The sequence below is a fragment of the Desulfosalsimonas propionicica genome (assembly GCF_013761005.1).
Taxonomy (GTDB): Bacteria; Desulfobacterota; Desulfobacteria; order Desulfobacterales; family Desulfosalsimonadaceae; genus Desulfosalsimonas; species Desulfosalsimonas propionicica.
In genome coordinates this window covers 173,003-195,574 of the sequence record NZ_JACDUS010000002.1, presented here as the reverse complement: position 1 = coordinate 195,574, position 22,572 = coordinate 173,003, and the positions used below count along the sequence as shown (strand labels likewise).

Annotated in this window: 20 protein-coding genes; 12 read left to right on the top strand and 8 right to left on the bottom strand. The window is 53.5% G+C overall.

Annotation, left to right across the window (positions count from 1 at the left end):
- Positions 1 to 158 precede the first annotated feature (158 nt).
- Together HNR65_RS04270 and HNR65_RS04265 are read left to right on the top strand one after the other, a co-directional pair.
- Complete coding sequence (locus tag HNR65_RS04270) at positions 159 to 2,300, top strand: Tex family protein (RefSeq protein WP_181550227.1); 2,142 nt, start codon at positions 159 to 161, stop codon at positions 2,298 to 2,300.
- 12 nt (positions 2,301 to 2,312) lie between these two features.
- Complete coding sequence (locus HNR65_RS04265) at positions 2,313 to 3,413, top strand: polysaccharide deacetylase family protein (RefSeq protein ID WP_181550226.1); 1,101 nt, start codon at positions 2,313 to 2,315, stop codon at positions 3,411 to 3,413.
- Positions 3,414 to 3,469: 56 nt separating this feature from the next.
- On the opposite strand, the gene HNR65_RS04260 is transcribed toward HNR65_RS04265, so the two are convergent.
- Both HNR65_RS04260 and HNR65_RS04255 read right to left on the bottom strand, forming a co-directional pair.
- Complete coding sequence (locus tag HNR65_RS04260) at positions 3,470 to 4,333, bottom strand: glycine betaine ABC transporter substrate-binding protein (protein ID WP_181550225.1); 864 nt, start codon at positions 4,331 to 4,333, stop codon at positions 3,470 to 3,472.
- Positions 4,334 to 4,404: 71 nt separating this feature from the next.
- A complete protein-coding gene (locus HNR65_RS04255; protein WP_181550224.1) occupies positions 4,405 to 5,340 on the bottom strand; it encodes a glucosaminidase domain-containing protein in 936 nt (311 codons plus the stop codon).
- Positions 5,341 to 5,599: 259 nt separating this feature from the next.
- On the opposite strand from HNR65_RS04255, the gene HNR65_RS04250 reads away from it, so the two are divergent.
- From HNR65_RS04250 to HNR65_RS04235, 4 genes are all read left to right on the top strand, one after another.
- On the top strand, positions 5,600 to 6,439 hold the full coding sequence (locus HNR65_RS04250) for an ABC transporter substrate-binding protein (RefSeq protein ID WP_332309011.1): 840 nt from the start codon (positions 5,600 to 5,602) through the stop codon (positions 6,437 to 6,439).
- 3 nt (positions 6,440 to 6,442) lie between these two features.
- Positions 6,443 to 7,129: an ABC transporter permease gene (locus tag HNR65_RS04245; protein WP_181550222.1), complete on the top strand. Its 687-nt coding sequence runs from the start codon at positions 6,443 to 6,445 to the stop codon at positions 7,127 to 7,129.
- 5 nt (positions 7,130 to 7,134) lie between these two features.
- Positions 7,135 to 8,172, top strand: a complete 1,038-nt coding sequence (locus HNR65_RS04240; RefSeq protein WP_181550221.1) for an energy-coupling factor ABC transporter ATP-binding protein — start codon at positions 7,135 to 7,137, stop codon at positions 8,170 to 8,172.
- A gap of 80 nt (positions 8,173 to 8,252) precedes the next feature.
- Positions 8,253 to 8,582: a hypothetical protein gene (locus tag HNR65_RS04235; RefSeq protein WP_181550220.1), complete on the top strand. Its 330-nt coding sequence runs from the start codon at positions 8,253 to 8,255 to the stop codon at positions 8,580 to 8,582.
- A gap of 167 nt (positions 8,583 to 8,749) precedes the next feature.
- Here HNR65_RS04235 and HNR65_RS04230 read toward each other — a convergent pair whose 3' ends face one another.
- The gene (locus HNR65_RS04230; protein WP_181550219.1) at positions 8,750 to 9,676 is read right to left on the bottom strand and encodes a hypothetical protein; all 927 of its coding nucleotides are present in this window, start codon (positions 9,674 to 9,676) and stop codon (positions 8,750 to 8,752) included.
- Positions 9,677 to 10,152: 476 nt separating this feature from the next.
- On the bottom strand, positions 10,153 to 11,727 hold the full coding sequence (locus tag HNR65_RS04225) for an AMP-binding protein (RefSeq protein WP_181550218.1): 1,575 nt from the start codon (positions 11,725 to 11,727) through the stop codon (positions 10,153 to 10,155).
- A gap of 287 nt (positions 11,728 to 12,014) precedes the next feature.
- Between HNR65_RS04225 and HNR65_RS04220 the strand changes: the two genes are divergently transcribed.
- The 5 genes from HNR65_RS04220 (at position 12,015) to HNR65_RS04200 (ending at position 17,560) form a co-directional block, all read left to right on the top strand.
- The gene (locus HNR65_RS04220; protein ID WP_181550217.1) at positions 12,015 to 13,052 is read left to right on the top strand and encodes a hypothetical protein; all 1,038 of its coding nucleotides are present in this window, start codon (positions 12,015 to 12,017) and stop codon (positions 13,050 to 13,052) included.
- A 13-nt stretch (positions 13,053 to 13,065) separates the two neighbouring features.
- Complete coding sequence (locus HNR65_RS04215; protein ID WP_181550216.1) at positions 13,066 to 13,752, top strand: transglutaminase-like domain-containing protein; 687 nt, start codon at positions 13,066 to 13,068, stop codon at positions 13,750 to 13,752.
- 24 nt (positions 13,753 to 13,776) lie between these two features.
- Complete coding sequence (locus HNR65_RS04210) at positions 13,777 to 14,964, top strand: methyltransferase domain-containing protein (RefSeq protein WP_181550215.1); 1,188 nt, start codon at positions 13,777 to 13,779, stop codon at positions 14,962 to 14,964.
- Between the two features lie 297 nt (positions 14,965 to 15,261).
- The gene (locus tag HNR65_RS04205; protein WP_181550214.1) at positions 15,262 to 16,062 is read left to right on the top strand and encodes a fumarylacetoacetate hydrolase family protein; all 801 of its coding nucleotides are present in this window, start codon (positions 15,262 to 15,264) and stop codon (positions 16,060 to 16,062) included.
- 7 nt (positions 16,063 to 16,069) lie between these two features.
- Positions 16,070 to 17,560, top strand: coding sequence for a sensor domain-containing diguanylate cyclase (locus HNR65_RS04200; protein ID WP_181550213.1), 1,491 nt, complete (start codon positions 16,070 to 16,072; stop codon positions 17,558 to 17,560).
- Here HNR65_RS04200 and sbtM read toward each other — a convergent pair.
- The 4 genes from sbtM to HNR65_RS04185 form a co-directional block, all read right to left on the bottom strand.
- Positions 17,557 to 19,140 (bottom strand): thio(seleno)oxazole modification radical SAM maturase SbtM, encoded by a 1,584-nt coding sequence (sbtM, locus tag HNR65_RS04195; RefSeq protein WP_181550212.1) that lies wholly within the window; start codon positions 19,138 to 19,140, stop codon positions 17,557 to 17,559. The genes HNR65_RS04200 and sbtM overlap by 4 nt on opposite strands.
- A gap of 117 nt (positions 19,141 to 19,257) precedes the next feature.
- Positions 19,258 to 19,380 (bottom strand): hypothetical protein, encoded by a 123-nt coding sequence (locus tag HNR65_RS18120; RefSeq protein WP_269750850.1) that lies wholly within the window; start codon positions 19,378 to 19,380, stop codon positions 19,258 to 19,260.
- Positions 19,381 to 19,524: 144 nt separating this feature from the next.
- The gene (gene sbtA, locus HNR65_RS18295) at positions 19,525 to 19,674 is read right to left on the bottom strand and encodes an SbtA family thio(seleno)oxazole RiPP natural product precursor (RefSeq protein WP_435051284.1); all 150 of its coding nucleotides are present in this window, start codon (positions 19,672 to 19,674) and stop codon (positions 19,525 to 19,527) included.
- A gap of 79 nt (positions 19,675 to 19,753) precedes the next feature.
- Positions 19,754 to 21,112 (bottom strand): FAD-dependent oxidoreductase, encoded by a 1,359-nt coding sequence (locus HNR65_RS04185; RefSeq protein ID WP_181550211.1) that lies wholly within the window; start codon positions 21,110 to 21,112, stop codon positions 19,754 to 19,756.
- Between the two features lie 418 nt (positions 21,113 to 21,530).
- Between HNR65_RS04185 and HNR65_RS04180 the strand changes: the two genes are divergently transcribed.
- Complete coding sequence (locus HNR65_RS04180; protein WP_181550210.1) at positions 21,531 to 22,571, top strand: heterodisulfide reductase-related iron-sulfur binding cluster; 1,041 nt, start codon at positions 21,531 to 21,533, stop codon at positions 22,569 to 22,571.
- Position 22,572: the final 1 nt, after the last annotated feature.

The window sequence follows — 22,572 nt, the reverse complement described above, 5'->3', positions numbered from 1 at the left end:
ACTGTACAAAAGGGGTTTGCCCGCCGCGTGCGCCCGGTACGGTACAACTCAGTGCTGCCCGTTATTGCGTTTTGCCCAGAGAGATATTATGATCCGGCACCTGCTGAGCGGGTGGAACTCCAACAATTACCGAACATGGAAAAGGTATCTGAAAATACATGCAGAACAATACATTTGCCCCTACAATTGCCCATGAACTAAACATTACCGCTGCCCAGGTTTCCGCAGTGACCGGTCTGCTCGGTCAGGGAGCCACCATCCCTTTTATTGCCAGATACCGGAAAGAGGCCACCGGCAGCCTGGATGAGGTGGCGGTAGCCGCGATTCGCGACCGCACGCATCAGCTGGGCGAACTTGCCGCACGAAAGGATGCCGTCTTAAACTCCCTGGAGAAACACGGTCACCTCACGGATAACCTCCGGGCCAAAGTTGAGGCCGCACAGAGCCTGACCGAAGTGGAAGATATCTATCTTCCCTATAAACCCAAGCGCCGGACCCGGGGGGTCATGGCCCGGGAAAAGGGACTTGAGCCCCTGGCCATGGACATATTTGCACAAAACGGCCTGGATGTGCAGGCTGCAGCCGAAAATTTCGTTGATCCGGAAAAAGAAGTGGCATCCGCCGAAATGGCTCTGGCCGGGGCAAGAGACATTATTGCCGAACGCATCAGTGAAAACGAAAACGCGCGCACAGCCCTGCGGGATCTGTTTTTTAAAAAAGCCATTATCAAAAGTCGTGTTGTCCCGGGCATGGAGGAAACCGGTGCCAAGTTCCGGGATTATTTTGACTGGCAGGAAAATGCGGCAGCCGTTCCCTCCCACCGGATGCTGGCCATACGCAGGGGCGAAGAGCAGGATGTGCTGTCCATGCGCATGCTGCCGGACACAGATGAAGCCCTGGGCATTCTTGAAAAGCTTTTTGTCACGGGTCGGGGCATGGATTCCGAGCAGGTCCGCCGGGCTGCGGCAGACAGCTACAAGAGGCTTTTGTCCAATGCCATGGAAACCGAAACCCGCATTCGCGCCAAGCAGCGCGCCGATGAGCAGGCCATAGCCGTTTTTGCCGACAACCTGCGCCAGGTGCTCATGGCCCCGCCCCTGGGGGCAAAGCGAATCATGGGCATTGATCCGGGATTCCGCACCGGATGCAAGGTGGTGTGTCTTGACCGCCAGGGCAAACTCTTGCACCATGACACCATATATCCCCACACCGGAAAAAATGCTGAAAAACGCGATGGTGAAAAGCTCAGGCAGATTTGTCAAAAATATGGCATCCAGGCCGTGGCCGTGGGAAACGGCACAGCCGGAAGGGAAACCGAATCGTTTGTGAAAAGCATGGATTTGGACCGGTCGGTAACCGTGGTAATGGTAAACGAATCCGGAGCATCGATTTACTCCGCCTCAGAGGCTGCCCGCAGGGAATTTCCGGACCTGGATCTGACCGTGCGCGGTGCGGTCTCCATTGCCAGGCGGCTGATGGATCCGCTTGCGGAACTGGTCAAGATCGACCCCAAGTCCATCGGCGTGGGCCAGTACCAGCATGACGTGGATCAGCGGGCACTGAAAAAAAGCCTGGATGATGTTGTCACCAGCTGCGTCAATGCCGTGGGCGTTGATGTCAACCGTGCAAGTGCCGAGCTGCTGACCTATGTCTCCGGACTCAGCTCCCGCGTTGCCCAAAACCTTGTGGCATACCGGGATGAAAACGGACCGTTCCGGGACCGCCGGGAACTGAAAAAAGTCCCCCAACTGGGCCCAAAGGCATTTGAACAATGCGCGGGTTTTCTGCGGATTGCCCAGGCCCAAAACCCCCTGGACGCCACAGCCGTGCATCCGGAAAGCTATCCCGTGGTCGATGCCATGGCCGGGGATCTGGGCACAACCGTGGCGGAACTGATCCGTAAGCCGGAACTGTGTGACAACATCAATCTTTCGCACTATGTCACCGATACCGTGGGCATGCCCACATTAAAAGACATCATGGCCGAATTGGCCAAGCCAGGGCGGGATATCCGGGAAAAATTCGAAGAATTCGGTTTTGCCGAAGGGATTGAAAAAATTGAGGATCTGGAAGAAGGGATGTGTCTGCCCGGTATTGCGACCAATATTACGGCTTTTGGCGCATTTGTGGATATCGGGGTGCACCAGGACGGCCTGGTGCACATCAGCCAGATGGCCGACCGGTTTGTCAAAAACCCCGCAGACATTGTCAAGGTCGGCCAGAAGGTCCGGGTCACGGTCCTGTCCGTGGACCTGGAACGAAAACGCATTGCCCTTTCCATGAAAAACAAGCAGACCTAAACAAAGGAGTTTATGCTTCACAAAACGTTTTTTTATACTATGGCAGCCCTGTTTTTTCTTATACCGGCCGCAGCCGGGTTTACGGGTGCGCCGGCCCCTGACCGGTCCTCTGTCCCCGGACCGGAACAAAAACAAATCCGGTCCTTTATCTATCATCATTTCGGCATGGAGGATGAGTACCCGTCCACCAGTGTTTCCGTGGACCAGTTTAAAAACCATCTGGATTATCTGGACAAACATAATTACACGGTTTTAACCCTTGGCCGGGCCCTGGACGGGCTTTATTCAGAAAAGGGGATTTCTGAAAAAACCGCGGTTATCACCATAGACGACGGGTATCGGTCAGTATGGAACAACGCCCGGCCCCTTCTGGAAAAATACGGATATCCGGCAACCATTTTTATTGCAACCGCCTACGTGGGCGGTGACAATTATCTGTCCTGGGATCAGATTCAACAACTTCAAAAAAAAGGATTTGAAATCGGCAATCACTCCCACGGCCACGCGTATTTTTTAAACAAGCCACAAAAGGAAATTGCAGACGCATTTGAAGCAGACCTGACAAAATCACACAAACAATTCAGACAGCATTTGGGCCATGCACCCAAACTCTATGCCTATCCTTCAGGCGAATATGTACCGGAAATGACGGATGTCTTGAAAAAATATGATTACAGGGCCGGGGCAGCCCAGAAATCCGGGGTCATCCACAGGAGCGGAGACAGGTTTGGCCTGCCGCGTTTTCCCATGAATGTCAATTACGCGAAAATGGAAAGTTTTGAAGAAAAAATCGGGATGAACGCCCTGGAAGTAACAAAAGCTTTTCCTGAAACCCCCTTGGTAACCCGGAAAAACAACCCCCCGGACTTGAAACTCCATATCCGGAAAAACAAAATAAACCCGGATGGACTCCAGTGCTTTGTAAGCGGTGACAAAAGCTGCAAAATGGAAATATCAGAAAAGAACAATGAACTCGTGGTCAAAGTTCGCGCCGATGATACGCTCACGTCCAGAAGAACGCTTTACACGCTTACCGCACCGTCAAAAGACGGCTCGGAATGGTTCTGGTATTCGCACTCCTGGGTGATCCCGGAAGAAAAGCCCATGCAGTAATAAGCGGCGTTTTCCTGCTTTTTCAGCTTGCCGCCGGGACACCCGATCTGGCTGCATTACGGCCCGGAAAGCCAGGATTCAACCTTGTCCGGATTCTGTTTGATCCATCTCACAGCGCTTTGATACGGCCTGCCGGATTTTTGAATCATGTCCATCACCTGATGAATATCATCTGGCTGCCAGCTGAAATGATCCAGAAACCGGTAAAGATCCGGCTTTTCTTTTTCAAGGTCTTTTCTCACCACTGTGTGGATGGATTCAGACCCTCCGAAAACCCCTTTGGGATCCTTTAAATACTTGAGATCCCACCTGGCAAATTTCCAGTGCGGCGTCCAGCCGGTGACAACCACCCACTGGCGGTTTTTGATTTTTTGGCGCAAAACCTTGGTCATGGCGGCACCGCTTCCGGGTACCAACGTCATGTTGGCGATTTGATAGTCTTTGATGGCTTCTTTGGCAAAGCGCATGATGCCCGCGCCCGGATCAATTCCGATGATCTGATTGTCAAATTTACCTGCATGCGCACCAAGCGCTTCAATGGAATCAAGAGGTACGTATTCAGGCACCACAAGCCCCACTTTGGTTCCTTCCAGGTTCGGGCCCAGATCAACGACATGATCCCCTGCTTTTGCGTAAAAATACTGATGAAGACCGGGCAGCCAGGCACACACGAATCCGTCGATATCCTTGCTGGCCGTTGAAAGCCACAAGGCCTCGGCATCCATTGGTACGAGCTGGCAGTCATAGCCCATTTTTTCTTCCAGCACGGCCTTAACCACGTTGGACGCCGCTGTTGCACAGGACCATTGGGCATAACCAATTCTGACGGTTTTCTCACCCGCCCCTGAAGTGCCGGCAATAAACAGAATCAAAAAAATGCCCGCGAACAAGCAGCTTAAAAATTCAACTGGCCTTCTCATACCGATTCCCCTTGCATTGATTGCTTCTACTTTCACTTAAATATACACGGTGTGGATAAAAAATCCGGCACCTAGGATCGGGCAGCCGGCTCATGGATACCCATGAATTTCTCATTGCCCTGGATCATCTCCCGGACCGTCTCCACATATTTCATACCGATTCCGGAATAATGCTCAAGTCCGCCCGCCATTAAATGCGCATCCGGCTGTTTTCCGGCAAGGCGCATCCGGTAGCGCTCCATACGGACTTTTCTGTATGCCGGATGGGAGTTGAGATTGCGGATATAGGCGCGAACCGAAGCGGCCACATCGTCAAAGGTCCGGACCTCATAGGAGGCCCCCTCAGGGCGCTGTCTGGGAATGATACCGCATCCCTTTTTAAAACACCAGTGCCCAAACAGGTTGTTGCCCTCCCGGGCAAAATAGGAAGTCCCCCACCCGGATTCCTTTGCCGCCTGGATCAATGCAAGGGATGCCGGAATTTTATCCACGTGAATGAGCATGTTCCTGAAAAACACTTCTCCCTGATCATATGCGGCATTCACGCGATATTTTTCTGCAAGGGCATTTAAACGTTGAATTTCCTTTTCCGACAATTCCTGGCCCCTGGCAAAACGCTGCCATTTTAGAAGGATATACGCCCGCTGCTTGAGTACCTCATGGTTTTCCTTCCGGACAATGGGACGCAGAAAGTCAAAAAAAGCCTTTTTCTTTTCTTCCACATCCTTATATTTGGTGAAATCCGGCAACTGGGTATCCACATCATCGGGTATGGATGCAGCCCGAATCGGGGCTTTGCGCGTTTGTCGGGCACTTGTTTCTTTATGATTCTGGTCTGCTCCGTTTTCACCCGCCTTGTCTAAATCCGGCAGCGAAACCTGTCCGATGACTTCTTCGGGCCTGAGGTCCCCATCCTCTGGCTTTCGCTGACATGCCTGTAAAAAACCGCTGGCGGCCAAACTCATCACAAGCGTCAGGATGAAAAGCAATTTCATTTTTCTGTCCATTCATTCTCCTTACAAAACAGATCAATTTTGGCAATTTGCTTCTAGTGTATGCATGATTCTGCCCTTGCAGACAAAAATAAACAAGTTCTAAAATTTAAAACTGTTATTTTACGTTATTTTTAGTAATTTAAACTCGGAAAACAACCCATTTATAAAAAATATTGACAATAATTAACCTTAAGTTGTACTTTTTTGCTTATTTGACCACCATTCGCTGAAATCCACTAACATGAAAAACCGTTCATACAAAGGAGTGCCAATGAAAATTCAATTTACTGCATGCAAAGCTGTTTTTCTCGGGGCCTGCATATTGATGCTCATGTGCAGGCCAGGCTGGACTGCAAGCCCGGAACTGCTCATGGCCACCACCACCAGCACCGACAACACAGGCCTGCTTGACTATCTGGCCCCGCATTTTACAGAGGCCACGGGCATTGAAATCAAATGGACCGCAACAGGCACGGGCAAGGCCCTGGAACTGGGCAAAAGATGCGACGTGGACGTCCTGCTGGTGCACGCCCCGGATGCGGAAAAACAATACGTGGCTGACGGCTATGGAATCAACCGGCAGCCAATCATGTACAATGACTTTGTGGTAATCGGACCAAAATCAGATCCGGCAGACATCCGGGGAAAGACCACAAAGGCGGCCCTGAATGCCATTCGGGCCTCGGGGTCCCGGTTTGTGAGCCGGGGTGATGATTCGGGAACGCATAAAAAGGAAATTGCGCTTTGGCAGGCTGCCGGGCTGACTCCGCCGGACAGAGAGTCCTGGTATATCCAGACCGGCCAGGGCATGCTGCCGAGCATCAACATCGCCGCAGAACAGTCCGGATACATCCTTACCGACAGGGGCACCTACATCAAGTATGCCCATGACAAGGGCGGCAATCCGCCGCTGATCATTGTGGTCGAAGGCGGGGACATGCTGCGCAACCAATACAGCGTCATCCAGGTCAGCCCGGAGAACTGCCCGGATGTCAGAGCGGAAAAGGCCCGGGCCTTTTCCGGGTGGATAGCCGGCCAACATGCGCAGCAGCTCATTGACGGATTCAGACTTCTGGACAAAAAGCTGTTTATTCCCAACGCGGATCAATAAAAATTGGATTTTATCCTCCAGGGAACGGCCCAGGCCCTTGACCTGCTTTTCTCCGGTGATCCGGAAACCTTTTCGGCCGTGGCCGCCACCCTCACGGTGTCGTCCTATGCCATGGCCGCCAGCCTGGCAATGGGCATCCCGCTTGGATTTGCCCTGGGTCACGCGGATTTTGCCGGCAAACGCCAGGTGCGCCTTGTGGTCGATACCCTGCTGTCTCTTCCCACGGTTTTTATCGGGCTGCTGGTGTACGCGTTTGTCTCCCGGCAGGGGCCCCTGGGAGAAATGGGTCTGCTGTTTACCCTGCCCGGCATTGCCATGGGCCAGACCATACTGGCCCTGCCCATTGTCATCGCCCTGACAGCCACGGCCATTGAAAATACGGATGCCGGCCTGCGCACCACCCTGCTTTCCCTGGGCGCGGGCCGGCGTCACCTGCTGACCGGCACGCTTTGGGAAGCCCGTCATGCCATTCTGGCCGCGGCGCTGACCGCCTACGGCCGCGTCATGACCGAGGTGGGCATTTCCATGATGGTGGGCGGCAACATCAAGTGGCATACCCGGACCATCACCACAGCCATTGCCCTGGAAACCGGAAAAGGCCAATTTGCCACAGGTATTGCCCTGGGTCTGGTGCTGCTGGCCATCGCATTCGGGGTCAATGCCGGGGTCTCATTTCTGCGCAGAAAGTAAAAACCATGGCTTTATACGAGCTGGAAAACATCCAACACCATTATAAGGGCACACCGGTGCTGTCCATTGACCGCTTGCGCATTGCCGAAAACAGCGTCACAGGGTTGTGCGGGCCCAACGGCAGCGGCAAAACCACATTGCTCAGCCTGCTGGGTCTGATCGCGCCCCCGGCCGCGGGGGCCATTTATTTCAGGGGCCACAGGGCCCGGCCCTATGACGGCCGAATCCGGGACAAAGTGGCACTTTTGCCCCAGCAGTCCTTTCTGCTGAAACGATCTGTTTACCAGAACGTGGCCTACGGGCTTCGGATCCGCAAAAACACAGACAATGAATCCGGACGGGTGGCCCATGCCCTCTCCCTGGTGGGCCTGAACCCGGAAAAATTTACCGGCCGGCCCTGGTATGCCCTGTCCGGGGGTGAGGCCCGGCGGGTGGCAATGGCTGCGCGTTTGGCGCTTCGGCCGGAAGTGCTGCTGCTAGACGAACCCACCACCAGCGTGGACGCCGCAAGCGCACAACTCATGCGCGAAGCCGCCGCAGAAGCCCACCTGCAGTGGGGCACCAGCCTGATTATTGCCAGCCACGATATGCAGTGGCTCCAGGGAATCTGTTATGATCTGGTTTACCTGTTTTCCGGTACAATTCTGGGAAAAGGAAAAAAAACCATTGTCTTTGGCCCCTGGGAGCATACTTCCGGAGGCGGGGCAATGCGCACCCTGGCAGATGGACAGGTTCTTATGGCAGAAAACGCCCCAAGGGATCTCACAGGGGCGGCCGCCATCCTGGACCCGGATGACATGTCCCTGCACGCATCACCCGATGATGCAGGTGCAAAGAAACGCCCCTTAAAAGGCCGAATTGTCTGCCTGGACCTGGAACAGCACACAGACCTCATACGGGTCTTGGTCTTTGCGGGCCGTAGTGAATTCTGCCTTTACCTGGATGCCCAAACCCTGTCTGCCCGCGGCTGGCAGCCCGGCACCGAGCTCTGGCTGGCCTACCGGCCGGACCGGGTTCAATGGAAAGCCCACGGACTGCAGTAAGATGCCAAAAAAAGGTTTTTTTCCGGCAGGGGGTCATGCTACAAAACAGGGCAGAATCCCGATGAACAGGAAAAGACAAAATGCCTTTGAAACATTTCACCGCTGTGGTGCTGACCTGCCTGTTTGTGCTCATGGCCGTCGGGGCCGCACAGGCCCGGCCTCTGGTCCGGGGCTACGGATGCGCGGTGACCGATCATGACACCATCCTGGAGCTTGTTGAATGCTTTGGTGAGCCCCTTTACACCGAAGAGGTCGAAAAATACATCCGGGTGCGTCCCCGCCAGGTGGTCAAGACCACCATTACCATCTGGTATTACCGGATTGACGAAAGCGGTTTTAACAACAACGAATTGTTCGCCTTCCACATCCATCAAGGCAAAATCTTTAAAATCGAGCAAATCAGCAAGTGATGCCTTCGTAAAAAGTCGATTTTCAGATGGCGCCGTAAAAAGTTCAAGATCAAGGCTTGCGCGATTTCGAAGAATGCAGCGTACTTATTCGTACGTGAAATTCTTCAGAAATCGCGCGTAACGCAGATATTGGACTTTTACGGTGCCATCAGCAAGTAAAAAAGCGCCTATGCCGGGGCGGCCGCCTCCATTTTCTGTGCAATCCTGCCGATGGCCGCAGACGTGGCTTTTTTGAAATTGTCGGTCTGTTTTTCGGAAAAATCCGTAAAATCAACAAGCTGTGCGTCTTTTATCAGGGAGAGAGACTGGAGCACGATTTTTTCAGCCATTTCATAATACCGGGTTTGCCGGGCCTGCTGGTCGGGCAGAGCGAAAATCCCGTCCAGGGCCTGCCGGATGGGTCCGTGGGTGTCCTGCAGCCGCCGGTCAAATACATCAACAATCAATGTAAAAATCACATCCACGGGATTGCTTTTGATCAGCGACGGGGTGTGCAGATAGGAAAAATCGGTTTTAACGGCAATGTCGCCCTTTCCCGTATCCATGACCCGCTCAAACCAGTTGAGCGTATAGTGCCGAAAGTCGGAAGCCTCCCATTTGCCCTTTTCCCACATATGGGCAAAAAGGATCTGGTCCAGGCTGGCCATGCATTCCTTGCGGTCCTCAAAATCGTATGTTCCCAGAAGCGCGCCGTCCTGGAACAAATCCACACCCGGGTTATGCGCCTGTGGCGAAATATCCAGGCAGGCAAGGCGGGGCTGCGCCCCGGGACGCTGCAGCAGAACTTTATAGGCCGGCCGGCTTTTTTCAATGCGTTCAAGTTCCGGGGCGGACTCCGGGGGACGGATTTTTCCGGCTGCTTCGGGCGGCAGAAACACGGCTGCCACATTCGGGCTGACATCAATAACCGCCAGGGCTTCATCAAATACCGGCCGGTCGGATGGGTCCAGGGATACGGCCGGAACCAGGCGGCCGGGTTCGAGATACGGCGCAAACACCTCCAGCAGCGCCTCAAGACCTGCCTGCCAGTGGGCGCCTCTGGGGTCCCGGCCGTTGTCAATCCATTGTCTGACCTTCTCTGATGCGGGTTTCATATTTATCCTCATATATTATGGTTTTCTGAAACCCGATAATTATATAGACGATCCTTTCGCCGGTCAATAATATTGATAAGCCTGTAAAAGTCTTTGTTACAGGCAGTGTTAAGTGATTAAGTGTTAAGTAAAATCAAAATGTTATTTTTTTATTGTTTGGCGATTATATCAGTTTCAGGACTTCCAAGGAAGTCCAAGGCCGGGGTTTCAGTTTTTGAAGCGACATTGAGCGTTTACGGATTCAGCAAATGCCGAAGCTAAAAAATTTCAAACTGTTTGAGGCCGACAGGCCGAGTTTTTGAAATTTTAGCGAAGGCATTTGATGAATCCGTAAACGATCAGGAGCGAAAAAACTGGAACCCCGGCCGCCGGGCTTCCTTCCTGCAAAAACAGCGGGCCCGGTAAAAAGCTTTTTACGAGTCCATCAATATTGAAAAAAGAGCGGATGGATTTACGGGTTGACAGCTATAGCGTTTTTACGCTTTGGCAAACTTTTGCCGCAGCTTTTTCTTAATAATTTTTCCGCTGGGGTTTCTGGGCAGTTCATCTGTGATGATGACTTTCTTTGGGACTTTGTAACCGGCCAGGTGCTGCTTGCAAAACCCAATCACCGCATCTTCTGTGAGGTCCTTGCCCGGAGCGGGCACCACCACCGCGGTGACGATTTCGGACCAGTATTCATGGGGAAGGCCGATGACTGCAGCATCCATAACGCCCGGGCACTGAAACAGCATTGCCTCGACTTCCTGGGAGGCCACGTTTTCCCCGCCGGTTTTGATCACATCCTTGATCCGGTCAATAAAATAAACAAACCCCTCCTCATCCATGCGCACGAGATCCCCGGTGTGATGCCATCCGTTTCGGAAAGTTTGGGCGGTTTTTTCCTCGTCGCGGTAATAGCCCAGCATCACGGCCGGACCCCGGGCCACCAGTTCCCCCTCCTGGCCCACGGGCACTTCCTTGTCATTGTGGTCCACCACTCTTACCTGAATGGGCATGTGGGCCTTGCCGATGGAGGTACTTTTCCGCTCAAAATCCTCTGGTTTAAGGCTTGTGCCCAGCGGGCTCATTTCAGTCTGGCCGTAATAGTTCATAAACCCTGCCCCGGGCAGCAATTTGCGCCATTTCTCAAGCACCGGGGGCGAGGCCAGGGCCCCGAAGACCACGCACTGCTGCAGGGAGCTCAAATCATACTGGTCAAATCCCGGCATCATGGGCAGGCCCGTGTATAATGCCGGCGGCCAGACCCAGTGGGTAATCTTCTCATCCCGGGTCAGGTCCAGGATTTCCTTTGGGTCGGGTGCGTATTCCATGACCGTTGTGGCGCCCGCGGCAACAATTGCGGTAAACAGGTACATGGCCGCAACATGATAGAGCGGAATACCGGTAATGATTCTGGCGTCTGCACCGATGCGCAGGTCAAACACAGCGGAAAGAATATCAATGTAATAGTTGAGATGGGAATTTAACACCCCCTTGGGACTGGCTTCCGTGCCCGATGTGTACAAAAGCGTGGCCGGATCTTCGGCTTCGATTTCCACCCGGGGTTCCCGGGCGGGCGTGGAATCGGCATACAAGCTGTCAAAATCCATCCAGCCCTCGGGGGCCTCGTTTCCGGCCAGGTTGATCCAGATGAAATGCTTGACCCCGGCAAGCTCGTGTTTGACCGGAATCACGCTCTGCGCCAGGCTGTCTTCCACAACAAAAATCACCGGCTGGCTGTGATTGATGATAAATTCAACTTCCCCGGACTTGAGCATGAAGTTGAGCGGTGTCACAATGGCACCCAGTTTCAGCAGGGCCCACCAGTAAATCACGAACTGGTGGCAGTTGTGGGACAAAATGGCCGCACGATCCCCCTTTTGCACGCCCAGCTCCGCCAGGCTGTAAGCGCACTGATTGACCGCCGCATTCAACTCTTGATAGGTAAAATGGTTGTTTCTGAAGGAAAAAGCCCTTTTGTCCGGATTTCTGGCCGCGGTTCGCACCAGCATATCCCCCACACTCGCCCTTCTGACCACGTTTCTCTCATAAGATGAAACCTGTGTCATAATCCCCCCTTTTTGTGTATGTATGGTATGTGTAACAGGCAGCAGGTATGTCTTTTTCCGGGATTGCAGATTATCAATTGTTGAACAAAAAACCAATAATCTAAACAATGTTTTCGATACTAAATAAATGCCATGAATCGGTTGACGTGTCAATTTGAAAGGCTCAGTTTGGGTTTTAATCTGTTTTGTATTTCATTATTGGTTCTGATAATCTGGTCGGGAACCAGACATATCGATTTTCAATGACCGCAAATTGCCACCTGCAGGAAAACAACGGAGGAAGGCCCATGGCGATTGAGTTTAAAAAGGAGGACAAAACAGCCGTATTCTTAAATCCGTTCACAAACTTTGAGCGCGCCGAAGCCAAATGCCAGCTTCGCCGGGATCCGCTCACCGGCCGGACCGGACGGCTGGCCCATTTTGTGGGTTTTTCCCCGCCGGCCGCTGATTTTGCCGGCATTATTGAAAAATCCCGGGAAAACTGCCCATTCTGCCCGGAAAACGTGTTTTCCTTGACCCCGCAGTTCGATCCGGACCAGATCCCCGAGGGGCGGCTGGAATACGGGGAATCCGTGCTGTTTCCAAACCTGCTGCCCTATGACGCCCACAGTGGCCTGGCCGTGCTGTGCCGGTCTCACTTTAAAACCCTTTCGGAATTTTCCCCAAAGATCATCGAGGATGCGGTGATCAACTGCCGAAACTATCTGGACCGGGTCATTGCAGACAAGAAAACCACTTATGGCCTTGTGACCTGGAACTACATGCCGGCTGCCGGCTCCAGCCAGGTCCATCCCCATTTCCAGGTCTATGCCACGGAAACGCCGGGCAATTTTCTCGGGCAAATGATTGATGCAAGCCGGAATTACCGGCAAAGCCACAATCGCACCTATTGGGAAGACTACCTGGAAGCGGAAATAAAAAATCAACAGCGGCTGATCCACCAGGGGCAACAAAGCGTATGGCTCACCGATTTTGTCTCCTTAAGCCCCTTGACCGATGTGATCGGCATTTTTCCCGGCAAACAAACCCTGTTTGACCTGGACAAGGCCGCTGTTGAGGAAGGCGCCGCGATTATCAACGCAATTTTGGACTGTCTGGGACAGCAGGGGGTATACAGCCTGAACCTGGCCTGGCTGCCGGCTGCCGCCGGCATGGAGGATCACTGGCTGCAGGTGCGCATCTCCCCCAGGCTTTATCTGGCCCCCAACGTCTGGTGCACCGACACCCCGTCACTGGTCTCCCAGTACCAGGAGTCATTTATGATCCGGGCGCCTGAAGAGGTCGCCGGGGAAATCAAACGCTTTGTTCAGCATCGATCAAGCTAAAGGAAGATTTTTTATGAACCCTCGTTCAAACATGGAGCAATACCTGCAGCCCACAGCGTTTATGAATTTTAATCATCCGGCAGTGGCTGCTTTTGCCCAGGAAAAATCCGGCGGCACCAGTGATCCGGTCAGACAGGCGGTGAACCTTTATTACGCGGTGCGCGACAGCATCTATTATGATCCCTATGCCATTGTGCTCACCATCGACGGCCTGTGCGCATCGACCACCCTGGCGCAAAAGCGCGGATGGTGCGTTGCAAAGGCCGTCCTCCTGGCTGCCTGCTGCCGGCACCTGGGCATCCCGGCCCGGCTGGGATTTGCGGACGTGAAAAACCATCTTTCCACAAAGCGGCTACGAGAGCGCATGAAAACCGATGTATTTTACTGGCACGGGTATACCTCCATTTACGTAAACGACCAATGGGTAAAGGCCACACCGGCTTTCAACATTGAGCTGTGCCAAAAATTTTCCCTAAAGCCCCTGGAGTTTGACGCAACAGCCGATTCCATCTACCACCCCTTTGATCTTGCGGGCAACCGGCACATGGAATATGTAAATGAGCGCGGCGAATTTGCAGATGTCCCATTGGATCTTATTATTAAAACTTTCCTGGAAAAATACCCGGAAGCGGGGCCCGCGTGGTTAAACGCGGATTTTGACCGGGATGTGGCCCGGGAGACCGGGGCAGAGAGGAAATGACAAACCGCAACCGGAGCCGCGGATATGAATGAGATAAACCAAAACAGCCTGGCAGATATTGAATTTCAAATGCGTTGGATCAGCCGTGAGGCAGAACACACGGACAGTACCCTGGTCATGGTCAATTTCTGGCGCGATCTGCTGCCCGATGCCATCTATGAAGGACTCATGGGAGCCGGCACCGGAGATGAAAAAACCTTTGGGTTTGCGACCGGCGAAGTGATCGCCGCCCCTGATCCAGATCAAAAAATCCGCACAGACCGGAAAAATTTTGATGAAACCCGGGCTGTGCCGGCATTCGGCCGATTTTATCCCCGTGGCGTGCTCAGGGGGGTTTACAATGTGTTTCCCCAGAATGTTGCGCCCATGCGCTGTACCGGGGTGGATGAAAAAAGCGTGGACATTGATTTCAATCATTCCCTGGCCGGATACGACCTGGAAATCACAGCCCGGGTACACACCATCTATGACAAACCCTTTGACCGGGGCGGCAATTGCCGGCTGCTCATGGACGAAATTGCCAGCGGTCCGGGCATGCAGGCCCGATGCCAGGGCATGCCCACGGACTTTTTTCATGACAGGGCCTTCTGCCGCACCGATGAGACAGAAGATGCCGCATTTTATGAAAACCCCAGGCTGGTACAGCATCTGGACCAGCGGGCCATTGAAACCATATCTGCAATCTACAGCCGGTTCATCACCCCGGAAATGCACGTGCTGGACCTGATGAGCAGCTGGCAGTCCCATATTGATCAATCAACTGATTTTCAAAAAATGACCGGCCTGGGAATGAATGAAGCGGAACTTGCAAAAAATGATCGGTTAACCGATTACTTTGTGCATGACCTCAACAAGGACCCGCGCCTGCCCTTTGACGACCAAAGTTTTGACCTGATTCTCTGCACGGCATCCGTGGAATACCTTACCTCTCCGATGTCTGTATTCAAAGACGCCGCCCGGGTGCTCAGATCCGGGGGCGTTATGATCCAGACATTTTCCAACCGGTGGTTCCCGCCCAAAGCCATTCGGCTGTGGACCGAGCTTCACGAGTTTGAGCGCATGGGCCTGGTAAAGGAATATTTTCTGCAGTCTGAAAAATTTTCCAACCCCGCAACCCTTTCCTTCCGGGGCTGGGACCGGCCTGAAACAGATAAATATTACCCGGACATGCCCCAATCCGACCCGGTGTTTGCCGTGTGGGCCGGGGTGTAGGGCCGGTCCCCGGCCCCTTGCAGGCGGTTGGCCATACCATTGACTGCGGGACAGCGCTGCCAAACCTTTGAATAGCCGATAAGGATTTATGGTTTCGTGAAAAGTTCAAGATCAAGGTTTGCGCGATTGCCGAAGAATGCAGCGTAGTTATCCGTACGTGGAATTCTGGGGAATCACGCATAACGCAGATATTGGACTTTTATGGCGCCATCAAGGATTGGCTTGCAATTGCAAGTAGCACAATGATATGGAAAAGGCGCATATTTTAAAAAACGCGCACGGCACAACGGACCACCAATGAAAATACTGCGATTCACAGATAATGAAGGCATTGTCCGGCTCGGCACCAATCCGGCAGACGGCATGGCAACGGAAGTGATTGCGGCAGGCGACAAAGGCTATGAACCAACCGGCCAGCTGCGCGCAATCCATTGCTTCCTTGCCCCTGTACAGCCGGCAGCCATTATCTGCATCGGGCTCAATTACCGGGAGCATGCAAAGGAAACCGGGCTGGAACTGCCCCGATACCCGGTAATGTTCATGAAAAATCCGGCAGCTGCCACCGGTCACGGCCAGCCCGTTGTACTGCCCGAATCATGCAGGAAAAAGGCCCAGACCGATTATGAAGCCGAACTGGCCGTGATCATCGGCCGGCCGGCCAAAAATGTCGGCCCCGGCGACGCCCTGTCTTATGTCAAGGGCTACACCATTGGAAATGACATTTCCGCCCGGTCCTGGCAGAAGCATGCCGGAGGCGGCCAGTGGGTTCGCGGCAAAAGCTTTGACACCTTCTGTCCCCTGGGACCGGTGATGGTCACACCAGACGAACTGCCGGATCCGGACAGCCTTGGCATCAGCTGCCGGGTAAACGGACAGACCATGCAGCAAAGCAATACCTCGGACATGATTTTTGCCGTATCCGAGCTGATCGCATATCTTTCAGAAGACACCACATTGCTGCCCGACACGGTGATTTTAACCGGCACGCCCAGCGGTGTCGGTTTTACCCGCAAACCACCGGTATTTCTTTCACCCGGCGACCGGCTGGAAACAGAAATTGACAAAATCGGGACCCTGATCAATGCCATAATCGAATAGGATACAAATGTCTGCACAACATATTGAAAATCTGTCAAAAGAACTCTGCAGCCTGGATGATCTGCCGGCATTGCCCCATGTGGCCCTCCGGATTCTGGAAAATATCAAAAACCCGGACACCTCCATGCATCAGCTCGCCGAGATCCTTGCAATGGATCCGCCCCTTTCGGCCAAGGTGCTAAATGTTGTCAACTCGCCTTTTTTCGGTCTTTCCCGCAAAATCACCAATCTTCCCCATGCCGTGAACCTGCTCGGGGAGGAATCCCTGAAATATATCGCCCTGAGCTTTTCCCTGATCAACCTGTTTAAAAAAAGCCAAAACCGGCTGGATTATTCCCGTTTCTGGCGAAAATCGCTGATATGTGCCGTTGTCAGCCGGTTGATGGCAAAACAGGTGCTTTCCGGTGATGCCGAGGACATGTACCTGCTGGGCCTGCTCCACAACATTGGCATGCTGGTTCTGGCCCAGAGCCGGCCGCAGCAGTACGCCATGGTCATGGAAAAAACAGATTCCCAGGACATGCTGCTGCATCACGCGGAAAACGAAATCTTCGGCTGCAGCCATATGGAAATCGGTGCTTTTTTATTGACCGAATGGGGGCTGCCGGCGGGATTTGCCATTCCGGTGAGTCACCACCATTACCCTGACAGCCTTGAGACCAGCGACAGCAGATACCGGGACCGCACCCGCATTCTGCATCTGGCAGATGAAATATTTGTTTTTTTGTATGAAGACAACTCCGCACTTCAGCTGGCCCTGGTCAAAGACCTGCTGGAGCACTACGGCATGTCGGAAACAATAAAGCTCGAAGACCTTTTGAACCAGGCTTTTCATCAGATCGATCCTTTGCTTCCCTTTTTCGAGCTTGAGCGGGACTCTTCCATGGATTATCTGAAAATTCTGGAGGAAAGCAAAAAGGAGTTGTTCAACCTTTCCTTTGGCCTGACGCGCAAGGTGCAGAAACAGGAGGAACATATCGGCACGCTCAGCCGCCTGGCATACCGTGACGGCCTGACCCGGCTGCGCAATTTCCAGAGTTTCCAGGAGGCCATGGACCGGGAAATGGCCGCCATAGAACGCTACGGCCATACCAGCATCCTGGCCATGGTGGATCTGGATCATTTCAAAGCCGTCAATGACGCGCACGGACATGCTGCCGGAGACCAGGTTTTGCGTTCAGTGGGCCGGTTTTTCACCGAAAACATCCGCAAATCCGACGTGGTGGCGCGCTACGGCGGAGAGGAATTTGTTCTCATTCTCTCCCGAACCCCGGTGGATAAAGGATTTCAAATTCTTGACCGGTTGTGTGCCCAATTGGCGGAGATGAAGGTGGAATACAAGGGAAAAAAACTTTCGGTCACCATGAGTGTGGGCATCACCCGGATGAGTCCGGACGAACCCCTGCCCAAAAGCGAACTGCTGTGGCAGGCAGATCAGGCATTGTACACGGCCAAGCACCAGGGCCGCAACTGCTGCTCGCTCTGGTCACAAACCTAATTCCCACAACCCCAGCAGCAGGGATCGGGATCATTGAAAACATCGCCGCCCGCGCCGTAAACAACAGCCAGGCAGGCGCCGCAAACCGGACGAATCGGACATTTTGCACAAGCCGCGGATCCGGTTCGGTAACGGCCGGCCCGGGGGCTGTGATAAATTTCTTCCAGGCTCTGTTGATAGATATTGCCAATCAGCGACGGAAACTTGCGGCAGGCATGCACTTGCCCGTCCGGCAGCAAAGCGGCAAAATTAAATGCTGCCCCGCATCCAAAACCCGTACACCCGCCCCCCGGCGCCAGGCCCTTTTGCCTGCGGACCAGGTTAAACAGATTGTCTTTAAACCCCATGCAGGAATTTTTTTCTGCCGCCGCCATGTAGCGCTCCAGAAATCCGGCATATTCACCCGGATCCACTGAAGCCAGCCGGGCGCCCTGCCCCACGGCTGCCAGGCGATTGAAAGTAAACAGCTCGGTTCTGCCCTCCAGCTGATCAGCCAGATCCAATACCTGATCCATATTCTCCCGGGTCAAGGTCAGCATGACCATGCGATAGATTCCCAGTTCTCCGAGAAGCGCCAGAAACTCAAGGGTTTTGTCAAAATGGCCGTGTCCCCGGATATAATCATTGTGGGCCCGGGTTCCTTCAAGACTGACCTGGTAAAATTCGGGCATCTGCATGGCAACCAATTTTTCAATCCTGGACCGGGGCATGGGATTTCCCAGCACTGCGGTCATAAAGCCGCGGCTGGCAACCGCCTGATAAACCTCATCAAAATACGGATACAGCATGGGATTGCCGCCGGTAAAACTCACCTGGCCAAACACATGATGCCGGCTGCAAAAATCATAAAGATCCTCTACCACCCGCCGGGCGGCAGACCGGGGCATATGTTCCCGGTCGCTTCTGTCATAGCAGTGACGGCAGTTTAAATCACAGGCCTGGGTGAGATGCCATTGAAGGGTAAAACTCGGTGAGATGAAATATTGAAAATCCGCAATCTCTCCTGATGGAAAATCCGCGGGCCGGCAAATTCCCGGCTCAGGGCCTATCAGAAGCCCTTTTTGCTCGGCGGCCCAAAGCACATCGTCAATTGCGCCTACACTCACACCGCCTTCGGCTGCGGCAGTGCGCGAATCAATGTCTTCTTCCACAAGCTTCAGCGCCAGAAGATCCCGGGCATCTGCAGTCTGAACCCGGATGTTGCGGCCTTTTGGCCCGATCCAGATCAACACGTGGGCTTTTCCGGCAGCGGGCCGGCAGGATAGATCAGAAATAAATAGTTCGAAATTCAGATAATTAACTTCCACAACTTCGAAAAAAGGATTAACAATGCGGGCGCTCACGGCTTCCGGCAAGTCCGACCCGCACGCCTGCAGGCGTCCGACAGCTTCCTCAATCGCCGCCAGATCCGGCAAAAACGGATAATTTTTGCATTGCTCCGGATGATTTTGCAAATATTCGGAAAGACACGCGCCCCGGTCTGCAGTTGCCTGCAGGTTTGGACACAGGGACAGGCAGGCCGGATACTGTGCGCCGGCTATGCTGTCTGATGTTTTTTGGGTGATGGGTATTTTTGTCAATCCGCCATCCGGCACAAGGATTCCGAGCCGGCGCAAAGAGACCGCCGGCCCGGGACTGTGGATCCAATTTCACGGGAATGCAAACAGATTTTTGCAGATTTCATGCATCCCGGATGATTACTCGCTTTTGTTCAGGCCGCTTTTCTCTGTTTTTTCCTCAACTGCCTCCCGGGCTTTGTCCTGGCCCTGTTTGGCCTTTTCCCTGGCCTGCTCTGCCTTTTCTTCCGCCTGTTGCCGCATCTGGTCGGCATGTTTTTCCTGCTGCGTCTGCTCCTGCTGTTTTACCTTTTCAGCGCTGCCAGCGCTTCCGGCTTTGCCGCCTCAGCCGGAGCCGGCTGACGGCCGTTGATGGTCCTCAGTGCCGCCGGCACCATGTTTGGCGCCTCAGCCGGAGCCTGCATTCGCCCCCGGCAATGCAACACCGCCCATGCTGATCAGGCTGGCCACACCCAGACTGGCAAGCAGTTTTTTCAAATCCTTTCGTTCCATTGCAACCTCCCGGAAAAACCGTTTGGGTTTATAGAGAAAAGCCATGAACCTTTCCCTTTTCATAGAGAAAAGATATACGGTTTTCCGGGATTGTCAAAAAAGAGCGCCAGAGAAAAAAGCCATGCTATGCCAGAACCGTCTTTCTTTTTTTGGCAATGGCCTCTGCTGCCTTAATCAGCGGATACGCCGTAGGCGAAGCGGTCAGCAGGGGATGGGTGCCGATCTGGGAGGTGAGAATCCCGTCAACGGTCATGCGGTTTTGAATCAAAAAACCGATGAGATTGGTCAGTTCCCCTGCGGACTTGCCGCCCGCGACCTCTCCGCCCAGAAGGGTCCCTGAATCCATGCTGGCAATGAGTTTGACCAACTGGGGCCGGGCATCCGGAAGGGTGGCGGGATGGCTGTCCACACCTTCAAACAACCCTGTGACAATTGCAAAGCCCCTTTCAGCAGCCAGTTTTTCGGTCACACCAGCGGCCCCAAAGGCGTTTTGTCCGATAGCGGTGCAAAAAATGGAAATGGTGCCCTGAAAGGTGCGAACCGTGGACAATTGATACAGATTCATCCCGGCAATCCGGGCCTCTGCCCCTGAGGTGGAGGCCAGCATCGTACCCTTGAGGGTACGGGTGATAAAGCTGAATTTTTCAGCACAATCGCCCACGGCAAAAATATTTTTGTACTCTGTGCGCATATACTCATTGACCTTGATAAAACCCATTTCATTGCACTTGAGTCCGGCCTGCCGGGCCAGATCCGAATTGGGCCGGTAGCCCACGGATAAAATCACCGCATCGGCATCTATCACTTCCCCGGAATCGAGTTTCACCCCGTCGGCCCGGTCGCTGCCTTCAATGCGGACCACGCGCTGACCGCATTTGAGCTCAACTCCGCGCCGGGTCAGGACCTTTTCGGCCCGGGTGCAGAGTTCATCATCAAAGGCCAGGCTCAAAACATGGGGCTGGAGTTCAACAATGCTTACCTGCCGGCCGTTTGCTGCGATTTCGTCAGCCAGTTCCACGCCGATGAAACCGCCCCCGATAACCACCACTTTCCGGCAACCCGCCAGTGTGGACATCTGGCTGTCAAGATAGCGCTTGGATTTGGGCACAATAAACACGTTGTCAAAATCCAGGCCGTTGAGCCAGCCCGGCTTGATCGGCACTGAACCGGTGGCCAGCACGAGTTTTTCAAACCCGATCTGTGAACCGTCGGAAAACGTGCATATCTGCTGCTCGGGATCAAAGGCGTCCACCTCGCTGACCACCAGTTCCACACCGGCATTTTCCAGATTGGCATCGGGAATGACGTTTTTGTCGCTGTTTTCCAGGGTGCCGAACATATAGGGGATGCCGCAGGGCACCAGCACTTGTTTTTCCCTGCGCACCAGCATCACCCGCTTGTCCGGGTGAAAGGACTTTGCCGTGGCGGCGGCAACAATGCCCGCGGCACTGCCGCCGACGACCAATACATCTGTCTGATTCATTTTCAATCCTCCTTTGCGCTGCTAATTATTCCTGAGCCACCGGGCTCCGTGCTACTGGAAAAAGGATTGAAAGGTTTCAATTTTTATACCAACGTCTTTGTTGCCCTGAAAAAATGATTAAATATAGAATTACTTCAGACAACTGGCCGATACCCCCGCCAGAATTGGAAACATTATGAACCGGGTGTTTACGGCAATAACGTAACGTTATCTACCGTTCAAATAAACACCTGAAATAAAAAAACGAAAAAAGATTGACCCAATCCATCCATTGAAAACATTTTGAACAAATGCTAATAATATTCTGCAAACCGGTCAACCCGCATTCATTGACATTTTCCCGGCCGGCACGGTTTGCCTGAAAGACAAACAGCCGGTAAAATCAACACCCCTGCAACCCGTAACCAGGAGAGGTTTTATGCTGCAGCTGGACTTTGATGAAAAAAAGTGCCTGGCCTGCGAAACACGCGACTGCCTGACCCGGTGCCAGTACATGGACCTGGATGCAGAAGCAGCCGGGACGGAAATCCAAAACCTGATCAACGGCACAGACACCCGGGTTTTGCACGACTGCCGGACCTGTTATGCTTGCGAAGAATACTGTCCCATGGCCAATCATCCCTTTTACCTGATTGTCAGCCGCCAGGAAGAACTCGGCATTGCCCCCCTGCCCGAGCCCATTGTCAAGCAAGGCATCCAGATGGGCATTGCCTTCCGGGGTGATCCGGAAATCCATGAAGTCAACGGCCCGGTGCTCAACATGGGGGTCTTCAGCCCCCTGATCCGACTGGCCCAGGGAAAACTGTTTGAAGGCCTGACCCTGATTTCCACGGACAGCCGCAAAATGCACCATTATTTCTGCCAGCTCATGTATTTGCATTTTGCCCGGACTTCGGTGATCAAGGACCGGCTGCCAAAAGTCATGGCCACCATTGCCGCGCACAAACCCACGGAAGTGGTCCATTTCCATGATGAATGCTATGGAACCTACACCTCCTTTGCTCCGGCCTGGGGCATGGACGTGCCGTTTTCTTCCATCCACTTATTTGAACATCTATACAACCGCCTGACCGAACTCAGGGATGAAATCAAACCCTTAAACTACAAGGTGGCCTACCAGCGGCCCTGCTCATCGCGGCTGTCTTCTGACAAACACCGGTTTGTGGACAAAATATTCGACCTCATCGGGGTTGAGCACGTCCGGCGGCAATATCGGGATGAAGACGCGCTTTGCTGCGGCAGCACCATCCTGGCCCAGAAGACGCCCGATTCCCGCCGGTTTTGCTTAAACCAGCAGAAGAAAAACATTGAGGACATGAAAGAATCCGGCGCCGAGCTCTGTATATTCAACTGCCCGGCCTGCATGCAGACCATCGGCAAACAAGTGGCCGAAAACGGCATCATGCCCATCTGGATGAGTGATTTGTGCCGCATGGCAATCGGCGAGCAACCCGCGTAAG

Bases quoted from the DNA above. Each gene is read 5' to 3' on its own strand.
- HNR65_RS04270 (WP_181550227.1), top strand. From the start codon at position 159: ATGCAGAACAATACATTTGCCCCTACAATTGCCCATGAACTAAACATT.
- HNR65_RS04265 (WP_181550226.1), top strand. From the start codon at position 2,313: ATGCTTCACAAAACGTTTTTTTATACTATGGCAGCCCTGTTTTTTCTT.
- HNR65_RS04260 (WP_181550225.1), bottom strand. From the start codon at position 4,333: ATGAGAAGGCCAGTTGAATTTTTAAGCTGCTTGTTCGCGGGCATTTTT.
- HNR65_RS04255 (WP_181550224.1), bottom strand. From the start codon at position 5,340: ATGGACAGAAAAATGAAATTGCTTTTCATCCTGACGCTTGTGATGAGT.
- HNR65_RS04250 (WP_332309011.1), top strand. From the start codon at position 5,600: ATGAAAATTCAATTTACTGCATGCAAAGCTGTTTTTCTCGGGGCCTGC.
- HNR65_RS04240 (WP_181550221.1), top strand. From the start codon at position 7,135: ATGGCTTTATACGAGCTGGAAAACATCCAACACCATTATAAGGGCACA.
- HNR65_RS04235 (WP_181550220.1), top strand. From the start codon at position 8,253: ATGCCTTTGAAACATTTCACCGCTGTGGTGCTGACCTGCCTGTTTGTG.
- HNR65_RS04230 (WP_181550219.1), bottom strand. From the start codon at position 9,676: ATGAAACCCGCATCAGAGAAGGTCAGACAATGGATTGACAACGGCCGG.
- HNR65_RS04225 (WP_181550218.1), bottom strand. From the start codon at position 11,727: ATGACACAGGTTTCATCTTATGAGAGAAACGTGGTCAGAAGGGCGAGT.
- HNR65_RS04220 (WP_181550217.1), top strand. From the start codon at position 12,015: ATGGCGATTGAGTTTAAAAAGGAGGACAAAACAGCCGTATTCTTAAAT.
- HNR65_RS04215 (WP_181550216.1), top strand. From the start codon at position 13,066: ATGAACCCTCGTTCAAACATGGAGCAATACCTGCAGCCCACAGCGTTT.
- HNR65_RS04210 (WP_181550215.1), top strand. From the start codon at position 13,777: ATGAATGAGATAAACCAAAACAGCCTGGCAGATATTGAATTTCAAATG.
- HNR65_RS04205 (WP_181550214.1), top strand. From the start codon at position 15,262: ATGAAAATACTGCGATTCACAGATAATGAAGGCATTGTCCGGCTCGGC.
- HNR65_RS04200 (WP_181550213.1), top strand. From the start codon at position 16,070: ATGTCTGCACAACATATTGAAAATCTGTCAAAAGAACTCTGCAGCCTG.
- HNR65_RS18120 (WP_269750850.1), bottom strand. From the start codon at position 19,380: ATGCGGCAACAGGCGGAAGAAAAGGCAGAGCAGGCCAGGGAAAAGGCC.
- sbtA (WP_435051284.1), bottom strand. From the start codon at position 19,674: ATGGCTTTTCTCTATAAACCCAAACGGTTTTTCCGGGAGGTTGCAATG.
- HNR65_RS04185 (WP_181550211.1), bottom strand. From the start codon at position 21,112: ATGAATCAGACAGATGTATTGGTCGTCGGCGGCAGTGCCGCGGGCATT.
- HNR65_RS04180 (WP_181550210.1), top strand. From the start codon at position 21,531: ATGCTGCAGCTGGACTTTGATGAAAAAAAGTGCCTGGCCTGCGAAACA.